20 protein-coding genes are annotated in these 19,840 nt (G+C 47.4%); 14 read left to right on the forward strand and 6 right to left on the reverse strand.

Annotated elements, in window-relative coordinates:
- Nucleotides 1-26 precede the first annotated feature (26 nt).
- From DESPODRAFT_RS16795 to DESPODRAFT_RS16820, 6 genes are all read left to right on the forward strand, one after another.
- Nucleotides 27-866: an MBL fold metallo-hydrolase gene (locus tag DESPODRAFT_RS16795; protein ID WP_004075141.1), complete on the forward strand. Its 840-nt coding sequence runs from the start codon at nt 27-29 to the stop codon at nt 864-866.
- Nucleotides 850-2,409 carry an AmpG family muropeptide MFS transporter gene (locus tag DESPODRAFT_RS16800; RefSeq protein WP_245531950.1) on the forward strand — a complete coding sequence of 520 codons (1,560 nt, stop codon included), beginning with the start codon at nt 850-852 and terminating at the stop codon, nt 2,407-2,409. The genes DESPODRAFT_RS16795 and DESPODRAFT_RS16800 overlap by 17 nt, the downstream gene beginning before the upstream one ends.
- Before the next feature lie 243 nt (nt 2,410-2,652).
- Nucleotides 2,653-3,219, forward strand: a complete 567-nt coding sequence (locus DESPODRAFT_RS16805) for a hypothetical protein (RefSeq protein WP_004075145.1) — start codon at nt 2,653-2,655, stop codon at nt 3,217-3,219.
- Nucleotides 3,220-3,575: 356 nt separating this feature from the next.
- Nucleotides 3,576-4,082, forward strand: coding sequence for a hypothetical protein (locus DESPODRAFT_RS16810; protein ID WP_040016061.1), 507 nt, complete (start codon nt 3,576-3,578; stop codon nt 4,080-4,082).
- A 557-nt stretch (nt 4,083-4,639) separates the two neighbouring features.
- Nucleotides 4,640-4,912 carry a helix-turn-helix domain-containing protein gene (locus tag DESPODRAFT_RS16815; RefSeq protein WP_004075149.1) on the forward strand — a complete coding sequence of 91 codons (273 nt, stop codon included), beginning with the start codon at nt 4,640-4,642 and terminating at the stop codon, nt 4,910-4,912.
- On the forward strand, nt 4,912-6,237 hold the full coding sequence (locus DESPODRAFT_RS16820; protein WP_004075150.1) for a type II toxin-antitoxin system HipA family toxin: 1,326 nt from the start codon (nt 4,912-4,914) through the stop codon (nt 6,235-6,237). The genes DESPODRAFT_RS16815 and DESPODRAFT_RS16820 overlap by 1 nt, the downstream gene beginning before the upstream one ends.
- 69 nt (nt 6,238-6,306) lie before the next feature.
- Here DESPODRAFT_RS16820 and DESPODRAFT_RS16825 read toward each other — a convergent pair whose 3' ends face one another.
- On the reverse strand, nt 6,307-6,534 hold the full coding sequence (locus DESPODRAFT_RS16825) for a hypothetical protein (RefSeq protein WP_172635739.1): 228 nt from the start codon (nt 6,532-6,534) through the stop codon (nt 6,307-6,309).
- Between the two features lie 82 nt (nt 6,535-6,616).
- Here DESPODRAFT_RS16825 and DESPODRAFT_RS21305 point away from each other — a divergent pair, with 82 nt between their 5' ends.
- Nucleotides 6,617-7,159, forward strand: a complete 543-nt coding sequence (locus tag DESPODRAFT_RS21305; RefSeq protein WP_004075152.1) for an ISAzo13-like element transposase-related protein — start codon at nt 6,617-6,619, stop codon at nt 7,157-7,159.
- Entirely contained in the window at nt 7,135-7,845 is a 711-nt protein-coding gene (locus DESPODRAFT_RS16835; protein ID WP_245532084.1) for an ISAzo13-like element transposase-related protein, read from the forward strand. Before DESPODRAFT_RS21305 ends, DESPODRAFT_RS16835 begins: the two co-directional genes overlap by 25 nt.
- Nucleotides 7,846-8,260: 415 nt before the next feature.
- Here the strand turns inward: DESPODRAFT_RS16835 and DESPODRAFT_RS16840 are convergent, their stop codons facing one another.
- The 5 genes from DESPODRAFT_RS16840 to DESPODRAFT_RS16850 form a co-directional block, all read right to left on the reverse strand.
- The gene (locus tag DESPODRAFT_RS16840; protein WP_004075163.1) at nt 8,261-9,331 is read right to left on the reverse strand and encodes a type I restriction endonuclease; all 1,071 of its coding nucleotides are present in this window, start codon (nt 9,329-9,331) and stop codon (nt 8,261-8,263) included.
- A gap of 393 nt (nt 9,332-9,724) precedes the next feature.
- Nucleotides 9,725-10,741, reverse strand: a complete 1,017-nt coding sequence (locus DESPODRAFT_RS16845; protein WP_004075165.1) for a zinc-dependent alcohol dehydrogenase family protein — start codon at nt 10,739-10,741, stop codon at nt 9,725-9,727.
- 568 nt (nt 10,742-11,309) lie between these two features.
- Nucleotides 11,310-11,444 (reverse strand): FAD binding domain-containing protein, encoded by a 135-nt coding sequence (locus tag DESPODRAFT_RS20165; protein WP_216594022.1) that lies wholly within the window; start codon nt 11,442-11,444, stop codon nt 11,310-11,312.
- Between the two features lie 25 nt (nt 11,445-11,469).
- A complete protein-coding gene (locus tag DESPODRAFT_RS20170) occupies nt 11,470-11,619 on the reverse strand; it encodes a hypothetical protein (RefSeq protein WP_157488522.1) in 150 nt (49 codons plus the stop codon).
- Nucleotides 11,620-11,929: 310 nt separating this feature from the next.
- On the reverse strand, nt 11,930-12,835 hold the full coding sequence (locus tag DESPODRAFT_RS16850; protein ID WP_040016063.1) for an ADP-ribosylglycohydrolase family protein: 906 nt from the start codon (nt 12,833-12,835) through the stop codon (nt 11,930-11,932).
- A gap of 564 nt (nt 12,836-13,399) precedes the next feature.
- Here DESPODRAFT_RS16850 and DESPODRAFT_RS16855 point away from each other — a divergent pair.
- The 6 genes from DESPODRAFT_RS16855 (at nt 13,400) to DESPODRAFT_RS16880 (ending at nt 19,692) form a co-directional block, all read left to right on the forward strand.
- Complete coding sequence (locus DESPODRAFT_RS16855) at nt 13,400-14,221, forward strand: MerR family transcriptional regulator (protein WP_245531951.1); 822 nt, start codon at nt 13,400-13,402, stop codon at nt 14,219-14,221.
- Between the two features lie 16 nt (nt 14,222-14,237).
- The gene (gene phrB / locus DESPODRAFT_RS16860) at nt 14,238-15,653 is read left to right on the forward strand and encodes a deoxyribodipyrimidine photo-lyase (protein ID WP_004075171.1); all 1,416 of its coding nucleotides are present in this window, start codon (nt 14,238-14,240) and stop codon (nt 15,651-15,653) included.
- Between the two features lie 12 nt (nt 15,654-15,665).
- Entirely contained in the window at nt 15,666-16,859 is a 1,194-nt protein-coding gene (locus DESPODRAFT_RS16865) for a class I SAM-dependent methyltransferase (protein ID WP_004075173.1), read from the forward strand.
- Nucleotides 16,860-16,996: 137 nt separating this feature from the next.
- Nucleotides 16,997-17,704 (forward strand): class I SAM-dependent DNA methyltransferase, encoded by a 708-nt coding sequence (locus DESPODRAFT_RS16870; protein WP_004075175.1) that lies wholly within the window; start codon nt 16,997-16,999, stop codon nt 17,702-17,704.
- 29 nt (nt 17,705-17,733) lie between these two features.
- Nucleotides 17,734-18,396, forward strand: coding sequence for a TenA family protein (locus DESPODRAFT_RS16875; protein WP_004075177.1), 663 nt, complete (start codon nt 17,734-17,736; stop codon nt 18,394-18,396).
- 642 nt (nt 18,397-19,038) lie between these two features.
- Nucleotides 19,039-19,692, forward strand: coding sequence for an IS630 family transposase (locus tag DESPODRAFT_RS16880; RefSeq protein WP_004075181.1), 654 nt, complete (start codon nt 19,039-19,041; stop codon nt 19,690-19,692).
- Nucleotides 19,693-19,840: the final 148 nt, after the last annotated feature.

The following is a 19,840-nucleotide window of genomic DNA, read 5'->3' on the forward strand; positions in this document are numbered from 1 at the left end:
GTCTAACTGATGGATACAAAAGACGCATGCGAATAAAATGTTGGGGTTCTAGAGGATCAATCTGTGTATCAGGGCAACAATATACCAAGTACGGCGGCGATACCACCTGTTTTGAGATCCAGGCAAATTCGGGTGAGGTTGTGATCATTGACGCCGGTACCGGCATCCGCAGGCTTGGAAAATCCATGGTTCAAAAAAAAATTAAGAGATGTTATCTGCTTTTGACCCATACCCACTGGGATCACATCATTGGTATGCCCTTTTTTCATCCCCTGCTTGATGCGGATACCACAGTCCACATCCAGGACCGGACCTTTGCCGGACTGACAACGAAACAGGTTATTGACCGGGTCATGTGTATGCCTTTTTTCCCCGTCGGGTTAAAGGCCTACAACGCTGATATCCGGTTTGATTCATCCCTGAACAACCGTTTTTCCATCGGCAGCCTGGATATTGAAACAATCCTCACCTCCCATTCCCAGGACAGCATTGGATACAGGTTTACGGAAAATGGGAAAACATTTGTGTTTCTTACGGACAATGAACTGGGATATACCCACTCCCAGGGCAGAAGTGTTAAAGAATACATCGCCTTTTCAAAAGATGCGGATTTACTGTTCCATGACACCGAGTACACGGATGATGAATACCTGAATAGAAGCGGGTGGGGTCACTCCTGCCTGTCCGATGTTTTGGATTTAAGCGTTAAGGCGTCAGTGGGGCAGCTTGGCCTTATTCATATCAACCAGGACAGAACCGATGACCAGGTGGATGCCATGGTTGACCAGTGCCGTCGATTTTTCAATAATAATCACCTCTCCACCTCCTGTTATGCTGTTGCTGCGGATTTTGAAATTTTTCTATAACCCTTCAAAAGCCTGGGAGGCTGCCAAGAATTTTTCCCACCCCAGGGTGGTCACCATGCTTTTTTTCGGGTTCAGCGCAGGGCTGCCCATTCTGCTGATTTTTTCATCTCTGTCGCTTTGGCTTCGTGAGGCAGGTATCCAGCGTTCGGCTGTCACCTTTTTCTCCTGGGCAGCCTTAGGGTATTCCTTTAAATTTATCTGGGCACCCTTGGTGGATCAAATGCCCATTCCCGTAATGACTCGAAGGCTTGGCCGGCGCAGGGCCTGGATACTTCTGGCCCAGATCTGCATTGCTTCGGCCATTTTTGCCATGTCCATGATTGATCCGGCAAAGGCAGAGAACTGTTTATTCTTGATGGCTCTGGCTGCCGTGGCCTTAGGCTTTTCTTCGGCCACTCAGGACATTGCCATTGATGCCTACCGCATTGAATCAGCAGGCGAAGCGCTCCAGGCTTTGATGGCTTCGATGTATATTGCCGGATACCGGATCGGGATGCTGGCCGCAGGTGCAGGTGCCTTGTTTATAGCCCAGATCCAAGGCTCAACCCCGGGCGCTTATGATTACACGGCCTGGCGCACGGCCTACCAGATCATGGCCGGGCTGATGGCCATTGGGATGATCACGGTATTTGTAATTAAAGAACCTGCAATAACGGAAAAAGAAGCAACTTGCGCCCGGAACAGGGATCATGCCCGGTTTTTTATTCTTTTTTTAATTTCTGCGGCTGCCTTTGTGGGGTGGTTTTATTTTTCATCCGGGATTGCATCCACATTAAAAGAACAGGTGGCCCTTGTTGTGAAAAACCATTCTGCCGCCGGATTTATAGTTGAAACCGCACGGCTTGCCGCAGGCCTTTGTTCAGCACTTCTGGCGGCAAGGGTGATGGTGGCCCTGAAAGTGGCGGACATGGAGATGATCCGGTCCGCCTATGTTGAACCGGTTTCGGATTTTTTTTTGCGGTACGGCGCAGGCCTGGCCTGGATGCTTCTTGCGCTTATCGGCCTGTACCGGATTTCGGATATTGTTCTAGGTGTTATTTCCAATGTCTTTTACCAGGACATGGGTTTTTCAAAAATTCATATCGCAAGCATCGTAAAAACCTTCGGACTGTTCATGACCATTGCCGGCGGTTTTCTGGGTGGCACCCTGTCAATTCAGTTCGGGGTGATGCGCATTCTTTTTGCCGGGGCATTGCTGTCAGCGCTGACAAACCTGCTGTTTGTTCTCATGGCCTGGACCGGTCCGGCCCTGCCCATGCTCTACCTTGTGATCTCCGCGGATAACCTGGCCGGCGGCCTCGCCGGCGCTGCATTTGTGGCCTTTTTATCCAGTCTGACCAATGTCAGGTTCACCGCCGTTCAATATGCCGTATTTTCGTCATTAATGACCCTTGTACCAAAGGTGTTTTCCGGATATTCCGGGGCCATGGTGGACCAACTGGGATACCCTGTGTTTTTCACGATAACCGCCGTGATGGGTATCCCGGTTCTTATTTTAATCCTGATCTGCGGGGTTAAACTGCAAGTGAAGAACCGCAGATGAAATTCGGTGTATTCTAATTGTTGAAATATAAGGGTAAAAATCAAGGTTTGACCCCATGACACGCAGGTGATATATATTGCGGCCTACATTATGTTATCGTTTGACATCAACTTATTGGATAAAAAAACTTGAACATCGAGTAACAGATAAAATTTTTTGGAACCTATTCTGGATGGTTATAAACACTCTGTGTTTGGATTTTTTGTGATACTTCCATATGTTCAATTTTGTAAGGAAAATGAAATGAAAAAAATGATTTTTTTTATATCTATATTTTTTATATTTATATTTATAGCATCAAATCAAGCTGTTGCGTTTCCAGAAGGCTTGCAACCAAGCACTGAGAAAATGTTAATTGGTTCGTGGGAAGTATCTGTATATATTTCGCCTGCTGAGATAGCACAGATGCTTGGTGAATCTCTTCCACAAAATTTAAGTATAGCACTAACAGGCTCTGGTTCTCACACTTATCATGTTGGAGGGAAATGCAATACTGATGGGCAAGTTACATTAAGGTTGAATCTGGAAGGTCAAGAGTTACCGCTCAATTTTTTAGTACGACATGCAGGGACATGGGAGATACACGACAACATAATAGTCGAAACTAATATTAATTCGGTTGTAACCCCTAATGATCCAATTACTATGAACGTAGTGAACGTATCACCGGAATATCAATCAATGTTTACGCCTGCTTCGGGAGACTCCACGTCTATGAAAATAATTCACATTTCAGAAAAAATAGCAGAATTGAAGATGATGGAATCACCATACCGCAGTTTTACATTAAGAAAAAAGATTGGAAAATAGGGGACTTGGCCGATCTCAACTTACCGTTAATGGTCGAATAGTAATATCCGACTGAGGAATTGATTATAAGAGCCAAAAAGAACTGTGTGGCCTATTTCGAAGCACAGATACCTCAAAAAAAAAGCCCGGGTAGACCACCAGAGTATGGTTAAAAAGTACGGTTATTAGAGCTATTTGATCATCAACACCTATTCTCAAAAATCGAATGCACAATTTATGGGAAAATTGAAGAGATTTCAATCACTTCCCTGGATTTACTCTGGAAGCCGACAGCTGGTCTGATCCGTTTTGTGCTGGCAATTACCAGTCGTGGTCCTATCGTATTGATGTGCAGTGACCTGCATCAAGATCCTGTTATGGCCCTTGAACTTTATTGCGCCAGGTTCCGTATCGAAACTATGTTTGATATGCTCAAAAATGTCATGGGTGTTTTTCGATATCGATTTTGGACAAAGGGTTTGCCGCGCCATTCCAGAAAGCCCAGAAAGAATAAATATTTGAATCCTCCGATGGGCATTGATCAAAAAAGAAAAGTCAGACGCTGCTTTGATGCATATGAACGATTTGTCATGATCGGTTCAATTGCCCTTGGTTTGCTGCAACTGATTTCATTAAAATATCAAAATTCTGTATGGCGTGAATTTCAAGGCTTCTTGAGAACAAAATCCAGAAGCCTCCCCTCTGAACGAACGGTCAAATTTGTAATCGCCAACTTATTGATCGTTGATTTATTCAGTTCCGCTCCAGGAGCGATAATACGGAAAATTCAAAAGTACCGTTTCAAGAAAAAAATGCTCAAACCAGGTGTTTTGCCGGAGAAGCTGGTGCCAGATCCAGAAATGGCTTTGCCAAAGCTTGAATGAACCGTGTCGAAAGTACTCCCATGGTCTCAAATTTGGAACATTAAGGGAAGGAGTACGTCGATATATTGCCTCCCAAAGTTACGACTCACGAGTCAGTTTAATGTCTTTTTGTCTCCGGATCGGTTCAACAGAAATATGGCTTCCTTTCTTAGGATGATTCAAATTTTTCATATTTTCAAGAATTCCCAACTTTTAATAAAAAGTTGGATAAAAGTTAGGATATGTTTTTCGAAAAAGCAAGTCCAAATTTTCAATAAAAGCCCCCAACGCTTTTATTGATGAGCCTTGGGGAGAATTCTTATAATCCCAACTTTCTTGTAAAAGTTGGGAATTTGTTAGGGGAGAAGCTTCTTAATCTGAATAAAAAAATTCTTCATTATACAGGGACGATTCTGGAATGGTAGAGATGTGAGAGCCTATCTTGAAAGTATTTGGTGAAAAGGCAATTATTTTTTTTCATAAGGCTTATATGGCGAAAGCGGCATAAAATAAAAATATAGCTTTTTAAACATAATTTGATATTATACCGTTATCGACATATTTTTTTGGAGGACGCGATGCAGCAGATCATGGTCTCCCCCAGTGATCTTGGGGTAACGCTTAAAGAATTGAGGAAACAAAAAGGGATGACCCAAAGAGCTTTGGGTAAACGGGTGGGGCTTGACCAAAAACGGATCTCCCTGATGGAAAACGGCAATCCCAATATCCGGGTAGCCAGCCTGTTCAGGCTACTTTCCGCCCTTGACGTGGGCATGACCCTTGAGCCCAAGGCCATTGAAGGAACGACTCCAGTCCAGGGGAGTCAGGAAGATAATAAGGATGAATGGTGATGGGAAAGGCAAAAAATCTTACCGTTCTTATGAACGGTGTTCCTGTGGGCCATCTGACCCGAAGTGCCAAAGGGATTATCTCTTTTGGTTATGACGAGGATTGGCTTTCAGACCGCAATAGAAGACCCTTGTCCCTATCTCTGCCTCTTACAACCCAGGTTTATTCTGGTGACCGGGTTGAAAATTATTTTGACAACCTGCTGCCTGACAACATGACATTGCGCAACAGGCTGCAGGCCAGGGTCGGGGCTTCGTCCACCCGGGCCTTTGACCTGCTCTCCCATATCGGCAGGGATTGTGTGGGGGCTGTGCAGCTTGTGCCTGAAGGGGAAAGGCCAAATGTCAAAATGGTCACGGCAGATCGAGTGGATGAATCACAGATAGAGGCTATTCTTAAATCTTATTCCGCCATGCCCTTGGGGGTGGACATTGATGCCGATTTCAGGCTTTCCGTTGCCGGAGCCCAGGAAAAAACCGCTTTCCTCAGAATGCAAGGCAACTGGTACCGCCCTTCCGGGGCCACGCCCACCAGCCACATTTTCAAGCTGCCCATGGGCTGGCTGGGCCAGACCGGCCTGGATTTGTCAGGTAGTGTGGAAAACGAATGGCTCTGCCAGAAACTTTTGGACGCTTTTGGCATGGCTGCGGCTGACACCCGGATGGCGAATTTCGGCAGCCAGAAGGTACTGGTAGTGAAGCGGTTTGACCGGCGCTGGTCCGCTGACGGCTCCTGGCTGATCCGGCTTCCCCAGGAAGATATCTGCCAGGCCACGGGAACGCCTTCTGCTCTGAAATATGAGACGGACGGGGGACCGGGTATGGCTGCGATCATGGGCCTGCTTCTGGGCTCTGACAGAGCCCATGTGGACAGGACCGTCTTTATGACTGCCCAGGTGCTTTTCTGGATGCTGGGGGCCATTGACGGCCATGCCAAAAATTTCAGCATCTTTCTTCGGCCCGGCAGCCGCTTTCACCTGACCCCCCTTTACGATGTCATTTCGATCTATCCTTTGGTCAAAGCCGGCCAGATTTCCATGCACAAGGTGAAGATGGCCATGGCCGTGTCAGGGAAAAACCGCCATTACAGATGGAACAGCATAGCCAGAAGACATTGGCTGGACACGGCAAAAAAATGCAGGTACCCGGAAGATGAGATGAAGCAGATCATTGAAAAATGCTGCGATATAACACAAGAATGTATAGATCACGCAGGTGCGGCCCTGCCCCCTGGATTTCCCGGTCAGATTTCATCAGCAATTTTTTCAGGGATACACCAGGCAAGGGAACAGTTAATAAAAGAGCAGCCCCAATACCGGGGCAGATAAACGAGGAAGCAGATGGAAAACGAATCCAGAATTGGAAGCTTGGCAGACTAATTTTACCGAGCTACAACCTTACTCTTTTGGTATCGTTTTCTTTGAAGGGCCTTCTACCTGTTTGGACAGCCTTTGATTTTCTGCGATAGCCACATCAAGATCGTGTTTTAATTTTGCCATGTCAGATAAAAGTGTTTCCTGATTCCTAAGCTGGCTCCTGACTGCTTCCAACTCTCCTTTGACCTGTGCTGCAGCCGTTCTTTCTGCATTGATCTTTTCTACACAAATTATTTTTTCCGCGGTCAAGTTCTCTTTTAAGGGAGTTGGCCGTTTTTGAATTCCCGATTTTATGTTATGCTCGCCGCTCAACTCGAAAGGATAAAAGGTCATGAAGATATCGACAGTGGAGAAGAACGGGATAACACCGGAAGTCGTGGAGATGGTTTGCTCTCTGGTTGGGCGCATCCCTTGGCCTGAGCGTCGGCAGGCAATGGCGGATGTAACAAATAGGCTGTTGGATGGCAAGCCCCGGGTTGCGGAAGACGTATTCGGATGGGGGCGTGCAACCGTAGAGATGGGGATAAACGAACTGAGAACAGGTATTGTGTGCCTCAACGACATTTCCAAACGGCACAAGCCCAGGACTGAGGACAAATATCCACAAATGATCAAGGATATTCATGAGATCATGGTTCCCCAAAGCCATGCCGATCCCCATTTGCGTACCACCTTGGCGTATACGAACATGACAGCGGCAGCTGTACGCGATGCCCTGTTGAAAAAGGGTTGGCCGGAAGAGCAGGTGCCCGCAGTGCGCACGCTCTCGGAGATTTTGTTGCGCCAGGGTTACAGGCTGCGAAGCGTGGCAAAAACCAAAGTTCAAAAAAAAACGAATGGACAGACCAGATTTTCAAAAATGTCCATGAGGTAAATGCCGAAGCTGATTCGGACCCCAAAACGGTTCGCATCAGCGTGGACACCAAAGCCACCGTCCATGTCGGCGACTACTCTCGAAAGGGCAAATCGCGTGGATTGGAAGCAGTGAAGGCCCTTGACCACGAGATGATGCCCAAGGAAAAGCTGGTGCCTGGGGGAATAGTGGAAACAGAGACCGGCAAAGCATTCCTGTTCTTGACGGACAGCAACAAGACCAGCGATTTCCTGATGGACGGCATTGATCTTTGGTGGAATAGCCGCAGGGAAAGCCTTGGAGATGTTACCCGTCTTGTCATCAACATGGACAATGGCCCGGAATGTAGCGGCCGCAGAACCCGTTTTCTCCAACGGATGGTCGAGTTTGCGAACACGAGCGGTCTTGAGATTCGCCTTGCGTACTACCCACCCTACCACAGCAAATACAACTACATTGAGCACTACTGGGGTGGATTGGAACAATCATGGAACGGCTATCTCCTTGATAGTGTGGAAACCGTGCTCAAAAGAGCAGGAAACTTCGTATGGAGAGGCGTAAAGACAACCGTCAGCCTCCTTACATCAGTATACCAGAAGGGAATCACCCTATGCACAAAGGAGAAAGCAGAACTTGAAAAGCGCCTTGATCGTTTTACCCAGCTTCCTCAGTGGGATATTACTATTCGACCATTAACGGTAAATTGAGATCGGCTAAGTCCCTTAGAAGACATGCCGCCACGTATGCCAGCCGGTCAGGAGTTCCCATTGAAATCGTTTCAAAAATTATCCTCCGGCACTCCAACCTATCTACCACCCAGAGGTATCTTGGAAAAATCAGCGACACCGAGGCCATGTATTGGATTGAGAATATTTACCGTTAAAAATCGAAGGGGATTGGGGTGATCCCAATCCCCAACAATAGAAACTCCAGTGCTCATGGGATTTTTCGGAACAATAGAGTTTTTTCATAGACACATTGTAGGGCCTCTAATTCCTCAAAATCTTTGAAGATGGGCGATTCACGGCGGCGGAGCCGCCGTAAACGTGAAAACCACCAGTTTATCTGGTGAATTTTATGATTGTGCCAAGTGTCAAAGATCCTGTTTATTGCACCCATGTTTTATGCGCTCTGTGCTTGCTCATAAAACCCAACCGTTTCTTTGATTTTATTGGCATATTTGTAAATTTCGTTCAGGCCTTGTATTGGTTGTTTCGTCTCGGTTTTATCGCTGGCAATTAGTCCTATATACTTTTGAGAAGTATTAAAGTGGAGGCGGCAGAGCGGTTTTCTGTTATTATCATCCAGGAGAATACCGAAATAACTTTTGTTGTCTCTATGGACGACTCTGGATACATCGACTACTTCATGTAATATTGCTCTCACAATATAGAATCCATCTAATTCTTCTTGTGTGGTCACCACGCCTGTTTCTTTAGTGGGGATGGTTTCTTCCTCAAGCACTTCCTTCTTTTCTTCATCGCTTGTAAGAGCTGATTTGAGACGATCATTAATTCTACCATTAATCAGCAGATTGATGGCCTGTTTGACTATCGGAGTGAATTGTTCAATAACCGGTTGTGTTTTTAGACCTGTGTAGACATTACCTAATATAAACTTTACTAGCTCTTGCGATGGTGAGGCGAACTCACTTTCGAGCAGGTTTTTTATCTCCCTAGTATATTTCAAGTCATTTGCCGAAAGAAGCATCTTGTCGAGTTCGAAAGAGTTTTTTGTAAGCTTTTTCAATTCGGGAATGATTTGAGGATCGATTTCTAGCAGGTTAATTTCCATGAACGGTTTTTCATCCATCTTGTTCGGTTCTTCAAGATCTGAAAAAAATCTATATGATATCCCGTTGGTTAAGACAGATATTCTCGCTGTCGTAACATGGAAGTACCGACGTAACTGTGAAGCATGGCAGTCGATGAGATTGGATCCACAATTTTTACATTCGAACAACATAGTGACCTTGCCATCCGAGACGATAGCATAGTCAACTTTTTCTCCTTTTTTGCTACCAACATCAGCAATATATTCTGGGATAACCTCGGATGGATCAAAAACATCATAACCGAGGGCCTGAATGAACGGCATGACAAGAGCGTTTTTTGTCGCTTCCTCAGTTTTTATAATATCTTTTTGTTTGATCGCCCGTGTTGAAAGTGCAGCCAACTGGTCAGTAAATTCCATTACCTCTCCTCAGTCTAATAATTATCGTGTTAGTGCCATCCACCAGTAAAAATAGGGTCAACGCCATTCTTTTGCCCAGCGGATAATCGCGGAGCCGCCGAGAACGTCTAAGCTAAGCGGCTCGGTGTTAGCCGCGTCCGGTAGAGCGCGAAGCGCGGAACGAACTTGAGCGACTTGTTAAGCATTTGGCTGCCTCTGCGCTTTGTGCTGAATTAGTGCCGTACGCATATGACCAGGAGACTTCTCATATGCGTCATCACTCAGAAACTGGGGTCAGATGAAGGTTCACGCAATAAATGTTCATCTGACCCCAATTTACTCAGGTCGTCATACGGAGGCGAGTCTTCTTTGTTCTTCGGCATAGTGGTTCCGTCTGGGAAGTTGGCAGCATGGCTATTGCGTTAGGTCGATCACGACCTTGCCGAAATGCGCTCCCGACTCAAGGTAGCGGAACGCCTCCTGCGCCTCGGCAAACGGGAATACGCGATCGACTACCGGCTTCATGCCGGTTTCAGCAACCAGCCTTGCGACTTGCTCCAGCATTGCTCGGCTGCCGACGTAGATGCCGACCATGCGCTTGGCACCGAGCGTCAGGGTCAACGGATTGACCTCGCCACCGAAGCCGCTGACGCCTCCGATGACGGCGATGGTCCCGCCCACGGCGGTGGATGCGACAGAGCGGGTAACGGTTCCCTGCCCGCCGACCTCCAGCACCACATCGACTCCCTCGCCGCCAGTTTGGTTTAGCACCTCGTCCTGCCATTCGGGGGTCGCACGGTAGTTGATCGTCACGTCCGCACCCAGGGCGCGGGCGCGCACCAGCTTCTCATCGCTGGACGATGTGATGATCACCCGCATGCCTGCAGCCTTTGCCAGTTGCAGACCCAGGATTGAAACACCACCGGTGCCAAGCAAGAGAACAGTATCGCCGGGGCGAACGTCGGATGACTCGAAGATCGAATTCCACGCGGTGACGCCTGCACACGGGAGGGTTGACGCCTCGACGTATCCCAGCTGGTCCGGGATCTTGGCGAGGGTTTCCTCATGCAGCGTGACTTCCTCGGCCAGCATACCGTCAACGTCGCCACCGAGCGAGTTCCGGACCTTACTTCGATCAGGTCTACCTTCGAGCCAATGGGGGAAGAAGGACGCCGCCACCCGGTCGACCGGCTTGACCCGGCGGACCATCGAACCGACTGCGATGACATCTCCCGCGCCATCGGAACAGGGAATGACTGGGTGATCTACCTTTGTCGGATCCATCCCCTTGGCGACCACCAGATCGCGATAGTTTAGCGACACAGCACGTACCCTGACGCGTACTTCGTAGGGCTCGAGCGGGCGCTCGACGATGTCTTCCAACTGCAGTCCGTCGATCTGCCCGCCATGCGAGATCCGATAGGCCTTCATGATTGCTCCTCAAAGTTGCCACTCATCGCGCGTTTCCGCTACAAACGGAGCCGCCTTGCGGCATGCATCGTACGCCATTAAGTTGCACGCAACCAATCGGTGTATCGCGTTTTGCGGCTGACGGCTGACGGCTGAAGCGAGTAATTGGGGTCAGATGACCATTAACACAAGTAAGTACAAGTCGCTCTATCAACTCAGCACCCTTCCTGATCTGGCCTAACAATATGTTCAGCAGATCTGTATATCATCCAAGAGTGATTATCTAACTGCATAACATGATATTTTTAATGTTAACCAGATCTGCATAATTCCTTTTGCAAATCACCACTCTTGGAATAATTAAACATCCCCTGCGCCAAATTGCAATAGTCAATTAAATACCCTGTACAAATTACCTTTATTCTTGGCCAGAAGACCGATGACTTATGGTATCATTCAGGCCCAAAGCCATTATTGAAAGGAATGTTGACTACTTCTGTTATTGATTGTATCAAGATCCAAATCTTATTAAAGTATAAACAGAACCGAAAACGCCCATTATTCAGAGTCCTGGGTTTGATATTCCGGGCTACAGATAGTACCAGCAGCGGGTGTCCTGTGAGATATTTCCGCCCAGTGTTCCCTGGTTGCGGATCTGGGGAGAGGTGACTTCTCCGGCCGCATCGGCAAAGCTCATCACCTGTCCTGCCTCTTTTGATGTCACCTGTCCGTCGCTGACAATGAAATCTTCAGGCCTGCCGCCCGTTGACGTTCAAGGTAATGAGCCGCTCTGCCACTTTGACGGTGGGCGCGGCTTGTGCCTGGGCATGGCCGCCGAGTAATCCCGCCGGTTCATCCCCCCCCCGGTCTGGCGTGTTTTCCCACATCGTTACAATCACACATGTCGGTTTTCTTTTTGAAGTCAAATCCCGATATCGGATTTTTTGATGGCAATTAAGATGCTGCGTTTATGTTGATTTATTTTTAACCCCAATTGCATGGCATTCTATGCAATTGGGAAGGTTTTTTATAAGAAAGTTTCCAGCAAGCAACTGGATTCTTTCTGTCTTTGTTGTGGGCCGAAGTCTCGGTGTCGATAGACCAATGACGGCCCGTGGTCGTTATATGAAAGTACCGATAAGTTGTTAAGTTACTTTCATTTTTGGGTGTTGGACGCGATAGGGTGGTGATAAATCCGGTCCCTGGCCGTTACTTCGTTATTCCGGCCAGGGACCGGATTCTATCTGCCAGCCGCATCTCTTTTATCCACTGTTCCGGGACGGCATTCATGCCGTTACATATTCCCAGGATAAACCCGCACAAAATGCCCCGGGCAGAAGAATCCCCGCCGGCCATGACATTTTCAACCATTGCGGTTTTCAGATCATTGGGATATTTGGCAATCAGATGAATCGTGCCGGGCAGGGCGGCCTGGGTTTCACACATCTGGCCGAAACCTGCGATGGCCTGTGTTGTCTCTTTATCGACACTTTCAAGACCATCTGTGATCATCTGGTAGATAGGAGAATTTGAAGAAAGTTCTTTTTGGGCCATTTCCAGGGCATCCAGCGGTTTTCTGCCTTCAGCCGTCTCTATTGCAGCGCTTGCAAAAAAACGGGCGCTCTGTATAACCTGGGGGTGATTGTGGGTCATTGCGGTTTGTGTCTCTGCATTTGCCATAAACGTCTCACGGTCCTCCCCATAAAAAAGTGCCAGTGGAACCATCCGGGAGGCACCGCCTAAATCAGTTGAGCCTGACCCGGCTTCTTGGGGTGACTTTCCCGCTTCTAAATTGGCCAGTGTTTCCTTGGTGGCGCCGTCCACCCAACCGCTGTAATCCTCGAACATCGCCTTCCACTGGGTTGAAAAATTGTCAAAATCGAAGCCTGAGCAATATGAAAGGGACTCAAGCAGCAGGAACATCTGATCTCCATAATGGGTGAAATCGCCTTTCTTTTTTCCTTTATGGAACGGTGCGATTTCCGGCGATGCCATAAAATCCAGACGTCCGTATTTGTCTTTTATCTGGGCGATGTCGTAAACCCAGTGTGCGCCCAAAGCCAATGCGTCTGCCGTGAAAGCAGCCATGATGCCTGCTTGTATTTTTGCTCTCATAGTTAATTTCCTTTTTAATGTTGTTGACGGTATTCAGTACCTGAAGATGGATTCGTGTTGCTTTGTTATACATAACATTCCTTATCAATACTTCGGACACTTTTTATATGCCCCAGTACAATAATTTTAGATGGTTAGCGGAACTGATTTTAATTATTTGCAACTTAGGTCCGCTTCAGTCACCCCTGAGTTGCAAATAATTGCTGCTCAGCCTTATTTTATTGGGTTTTCTGAGCTAAAAACTGTCCGAACCATTGCTTATATGAATACGGGATAAATATGTATTTTAAAAGGGTTAATAAGATTCATGTCTCTGATTGGCTTCACGATAAGCTGTAAAAATAATGTTGTACAAAAAAATACTTGTAAAGCATTCTCTGCCGCATTATCTATTGTACATAGAATATTTTTGTACAACCTTTTATAGGAGAGACATTATGGGCAGACATCTTATACCCGCTGCTATCAGCAATGCGTATCCCAGGGCCTTGGTAATTAATTATGGTCGCTGATAAGCAAAATTTAAACAAACAAACGGCTTGTCGGGACAAACCGAAGAATATCGTGAATGGCTTGGATGGGCAGACTGGTACCGGTGTTATCATTCGTAAGGCCGCAGAGCTTACCGGTGTTAAACCTGTGACCCTGCGTGCCTGGGAACGCCGGTATCACTTGATTACCCCGGAACGAAACGCCAAAGGGCATCGCCTGTACAGTCCGGCTCAGATTGAGACCATCCGGGAAATATGCCGCTGGCTGGAGCGCGGGGTCTCCATCGGAAAAGTCAAAGGGTTGCTTTCGGGTTCCGGAAAAGTGACGGCCCCTGCGCAGTCGAATGATACCCTTGCTGCCGCAGATGATCTGCTGCAGGCGCTGGCCGACTTAAACAGCAGGCGGGCTGAAAATATTGTCAATCGGATATGCCGGGAGTACCCGCCAAATATCGCTATACGTCAATGCTTTTTGCCTGTCATTGACGCATTGGGGCAGTGGAAACGCCAACAGGGTTCTGTGGCCGCGGCATTGCTGCAGTTCCTATTAATCAGCCGTCTGAGTGCAATGATCCGATCTGAAAATAAGTCCGCCTCCATACCGTGTCTTGCCATCAGCCTGGATCCTCCCGGCAGCCTTGCCGCCTGGCTTTGGCTGGTTTCCATGGCCGGCCAGGGGTTGCATATTACCCTGCTGGACGGCGTTGAACATATTTCAGGCCTTATTGATCATGCACGTCTTCAAACGTATGAACATCTGGCCGTATTTGCCAACCGGGTGCCCACAAAAAAGCAGCAGCAAGATATCATTAAACTTAGCCGGCTGTTTGATGCCGACCATTTTCACGCATCCACGGTCATTAAAACCCTGTGTGGTGCTGAACTTAAAGGATAATAAAAAGGAGCTTGTCATGCAGTTGGTTTGGTTCAGGCGGGATTTGCGAATTCAGGACAATACGGCCCTGCATGGGGCGGTCAGCTTTGCCCGAGCACATAATGAGGCGGTGGTCGCGATATTTACGGCCACCCCGGATCAATGGGCAGGGCACGATATGGCCCCAATCCAGGCCGATCTTATTTACAAACGGCTTTTTGCCCTTCAAACAGATCTGCAGGCACTGAACATTGATCTTTTGTACACAGAGGCAAAAGATTATGATGCGGCAGCAAGATGCGTGGCCGCTACAGCTGATCGTCTACAGGTAGGCACGCTGTGGTTTAATTGCGAATACCCGCTCAACGAAAACCGCCGTGATAAGCTGGTCGAAACATTGATGTCCATACAGGGCGGCAAGACCCAGGCCTGCCATGATACCTGCCTGTGTCCCCCAGGCACGGTTCTTAATCGCCAGGGAGCGTATTACAAGGTGTTTACGCCCTTTGCCCGAGCCTGCAGTGAGCACCTGCAAGGTCTTGTGCCGTCTTTGATGCCGCTGCAGCCCGTGACTAAAGCTGAACTACCTTCGGATATTCAAAGTCAAATCCTTTCACCGGAACAGCCCTTCAGCTATCCCAGAGTGTCCAGCAGGGCATATCATGTGAGCACAAAAGCCATCCAAAAAAAATTAACGGATTTTTGTACAGGCCCCATGAACGTCTATGACCAGGAGCGGGACTTTCCGGCTGTTGCCGGAACCAGCGGTCTTTCTCCCTATCTTGCCATTGGGGCAGTGTCGTCACGCATGTGTCTTGCCGGCGTTATTTCAGCAGAACAGAGCCGGGGCGGTACCACATGGAAAAATGAACTGTTATGGCGGGATTTTTATCATCACCTGATGTTTTTTATCCCGGACCTTAGTCGGCAGGCTTGTTTCCATGCCTGGGGCGATAGGCTTTTATGGGACGACAATCCGGAACTGCTTGCAGCCTGGCAGGCGGGTAAAACTGGATACCCCATCGTTGATGCGGCCATGCGTCAGCTTAACCAGACCGGCTGGATGCACAACAGGCTGCGCATGATTGTGGCAAGTTTTTTGACCAAGGATCTTCACATTGACTGGCGCCATGGCCAGGCCTATTTCATGCGCCATCTGGTAGATGGCGATTTCCCCGCCAATAACGGTGGCTGGCAGTGGTCTGCATCCACCGGCTGTGACGCCCAGCCCTATTTTCGAATCTTCAATCCCGTCAGCCAGGGGAAAAAATTTGATCCCGGCGGGCGGTTTGTCCGGGCCTGGATTCCTGAGCTGGAGTCGGTTCCGGACCGTTATGTCCATTGTCCGTGGACATGGAAGGGCAGCACACAGAGCAGCGCATACCCGCTCCCCATCGTGGATCATGCCAAAGCACGCCTTGTTGCCCTTCAACGTTATTCACAAAAAAAGTAAAAGGAAGTGACAGTGAACGTTAAAGATACAGCAGCCATCGAGTTTTCCCTGAACTGGGACAGTGGTGATGCACACCATACAGATACCACCTATCTGCCGGCAATTGATTTCTGGCGGGATTTTTTTCCACAAAAACTTGAACAAGCGATTAAACAAATGAAAGCCGGGGAGAATTGCCGGGTGGATTTTTCTGCCGGTGAGCTGGTGCCGGGGTTTTCTTCCCGGAAACTCATTGAGTTCCACCAAAATGGGTTTGACAGCTCCCAGTCACCGTTTCCGGTGTCGGCAGAAGTCGGGCGCTTTTATCCAAGCGGCTATGCGCACAAAGCCCTGAACTGTTTTCCACAGAACGTCACCCCCTTTCGCATTATTGCCATGGAAAATGAAATGATTACCGCCGACAGCAATCATCCCCTGGCGCAATACCCCATCAGCGTTCATGCCCGGATGTTGTCACGAAAAATTGCCGGTGCCGAGCGGGGTGGGACCTGCCAGGATATTTCCGAGGTCATCACCAAAGACGGTCCGGGAATGCAGCGCCTTTGCCAAAACGCATATAACATCAGCCTTGGTCAATCGCCCCTGCCGAGGAAAAACAACCAGCCTGACAGCGATTTTTACAGCTATCCAAGGATGGTGCCGCATCTGGACAGCTGTGCCCGGGAACATATTCGTGAACGATACGGCAAGCTTTTAAAGCCCGGCAGCCGGATACTGGACCTGATGTCCAGCTGGGATTCTCATTTACCGGATACCTTGTCAGATTGCCACGTCACAGGGCTTGGCATGAATGTCGAGGAGCTGGATGCAAACGCTAAACTTGACACCCGGCTTGTTCAGGATCTCAATCAAACACCCAAACTGCCCATGGATGACAACAGTTTTGATGCCGTGATCTGCACTGCCTCCATCGAGTACCTCACACGGCCGGTGGCGGTATTGCAGGAAGTAAGGCGGGTTTTATCCCCGAATGGAATTTTCATCATATCCTTTTCCGACCGCTGGTTTCCCGGTAAACAGATTGCTGTCTGGGGTCAGATGCATCCGTTTGAGCGGTTGGGCCTGGTCTTGAAAATGTGCATGAATGCTCAACTAAGCAATCTGCATACAAAAACCATTCGGGGATATCCTCGACCCTGGGATGATCCGCATATTCGTGAGCGCTACACCTCGGATCCTGTATTTGCTGTGTGGGGTAACGCCTGATACAAATATGGGATATTGACAACCCGGGGCTTGCAGCGGATAACCCTGGAACCTGATGCGGGTAATACCGATTTAGGAAAATAGAGATACCTTGTCTGCACCGGGTTGATACTAACGGTTTTTGTTTGGAGGGCAGCATGGATAAAAAGAGAAGTTCTGACGAATTTGCACAGGCATATGATGCCTGGTTTTTTAACAATATGAATCTGTTGAATTCAGAAGTGAATCTGGTCGCTCATTTTTTGAAAGATGTGGGTGATACCTTTTCTGTGGGTTGCGGAAGCGGTCTTTTTGAATCAATACTGAAAAAAGATTTTAATATTCCCATTCAGTACGGTCTTGAACCATCGGACGGAATGGCCGATATTGCACGAAAACGCGGGCTGACTGTTGACGTCACCACAGCCGAAGATGCCGATCTGGGCCAAGAGCAATACGATACGATTCTATTCAACGGCACGCCAAGCTATATCAACGACCTGCAGTCCGTGTTTCACAAGGCCTATGCTGCGTTGAGAAAAAACGGTAAAATCGTGGTGATTGATGTGCCCAAGGAAGGATCATATACAATCATGTATAACCTGGCAAAAAGTCTGGAAACATGGGACCATCCACTATTGGAAGGCGTTCACCCAAGGGACCCGTACCCAATAGAATTTGTAAAGGTTGCCAACTGGCGTACAACTGCTGAGAAAGTCGAGATGCTGGAAGCAGCAGGATTTCAAGACTTTGATTTTGCACAAACCCTGACAAAGCATCCGCTGTACTCAAACAACGTGGAAGAAAAACCCATCCCCGGCTTTGACTGCGGTGACTATGTCGCCATTTGTGCCTTAAAAAAATAACAACAGCAGAATCAGGAGGGATGAAGAATATGAAAGCTGCAGGAAAACAGACCCAAAAGATGTGGGATGCGGTTGCTTGCATTTATGCGGATACAGTTTCTCATCCCTTTGTTGTCAGACTTGCCCAAGGTACCTTGGATAAAAATAGTTTTGCACATTTTTTGTCCCAGGATATCCTTTATCTCAAGGATGACAATCTGGCGTTGGATGTGTTGGCCGAAAAAGCGCCCAACACATCTGAAAAACAATTCTTTAAATTGTTGGCCAAAGATGGACTGGACATTGAACGGGCCCTTCACAATGAGTTCCTGGGCTATTTTAATATCAAGGCGGCTGAAGAAAAGTCTCCTGCCATTGAAAAATACACAGCCTTTCTGCTCGACCACAGTAAAAATTCTGCGTTTGGGATTGCTGCCGCGGCTCTTTTACCTTGTTTCTGGGTCTATAACAGCGTCGGCAATCATATCTTGACCATTGCGGAAGTCCCCAACGCCTACCAGATGTGGATCGACACCTATCACAGTGAAGCATACGAACAATATACACAAAGATTTATTGATATTGTAGAGCGGGTGGCATCAGAGGCCGATGAAGAACTATATCAAAAAATGTTGAACGCTTTCATGCAATCAACACAATATGAACTCGATTTTTTTAAAGAAGCGATGAACTGCAATTGCAGCACCCTTTAGACGGTCCTCCAATCGAATTGCTGCGTTTTTAACCACGCTTTTAGACGGCAGCATGATGGGCATGGTCCGAAAGCGCAAATGAGATGACATCATTGGGGACTGTAACCGGCGTCAACGGGGGGGGACTTTGACTTTTTTCTTGAACTGGATCACCGTTTGAACTATGCCTGATAGACTGGAGTCGATCATCTGTAGATGGATCGTTTGCTGCCGGCAAAGGTGGCGGCGAAGATGTCCAGTATGGCTTTAAAGGCAAGGGGGTTACACTCCATGCTCTGGTTGATGGCAACGGACTTCCCCTCTCCATTATTTCTACAGGAGCCGCAGAAAGCGAGAGAGCACAGGTTGAGCCACTTAAGTAGGTGGACAAATATAATTCCTGTATAATTATTGCTTTGCAATAAATCATTTTTTTTTAAATTTGCATAGCAAGGATATCAGATGAGACGTACGGGTAAATTTATTTCTCCAATTGAGCCGTTGGCATTAAAATGGCTGTCACTTATTGAATTTTCGGATGAAGAGTCAAACCGTACTAAACTCAGGGCTCAAGCACTCCGATTGAGCAACTCTGGGTATATAGTATCAGTCAGATTTCACAAATATGTTTGACCACTCAGGAAACAGTTTCGAAGTGGATTGATGGATGGGAAAAATATCAATTTGACTCTTACGGATTATAAAAAAAAACTGCGTTGGTGTCGAGGACGGAAATCTCTCAAAAGCAAACGCAATGAGAACGAGTTCAGGGAAGCGCAAAAGGAAATTGAAATCTTGAAAGATGAAGATCAGGCAAATATCATTGACTTGTATTATTTTGATGAATCTGGCTTTACCGGCGTGCCTGAGATTCCATATGCCTGGCAAGATGAGGATGAGCAGCTTTTGCTTCCGAGTGGAAAAACCTCAAGAATCAATGTGTTGGGATTCTTGAATAAGCAAAATGATTTCTTTCCTTGCGTTTTTGACTGCTCAGTTACTTCAGATATTGTAACCGCCTGCTTTGATGCGTTTTCACGTTACATAACAAAAAGAACCATTGTTGTTCTGGATAATGCTCCAATACATCACAGCGCCATTTTTAAATCTCAAATTGGGACATGGGAAGAAAGAGGCCTTTTTCTATACTTTATCCCCAAATATTCACCGGAGTTGAATCTGATTGAAATTTTATGGAAACATATCAAGTACTTTTGGCTATCAACATCTGCTTATAAAGGATTTGAATTTTTGAAAACTGAGTTGAATAATATATTGGCAAGCGTCGGTAAGGAATTTACAATTTCGTTTTCTTAACCTGGATTTATATTTGTCCATGTACTTATATCAATGTTTGAATTGTGAATTGTTAAATATCGGAGACACTAATGACCTTCAATGAGATGAACACCATCGAAAATGCGTTGCGGAACCACCTCTGTGGAAGACAAAAGGATGAGGACGG

This window comes from Desulfobacter postgatei 2ac9 (assembly GCF_000233695.2).
Lineage (GTDB): Bacteria > Desulfobacterota > Desulfobacteria > Desulfobacterales > Desulfobacteraceae > Desulfobacter > Desulfobacter postgatei.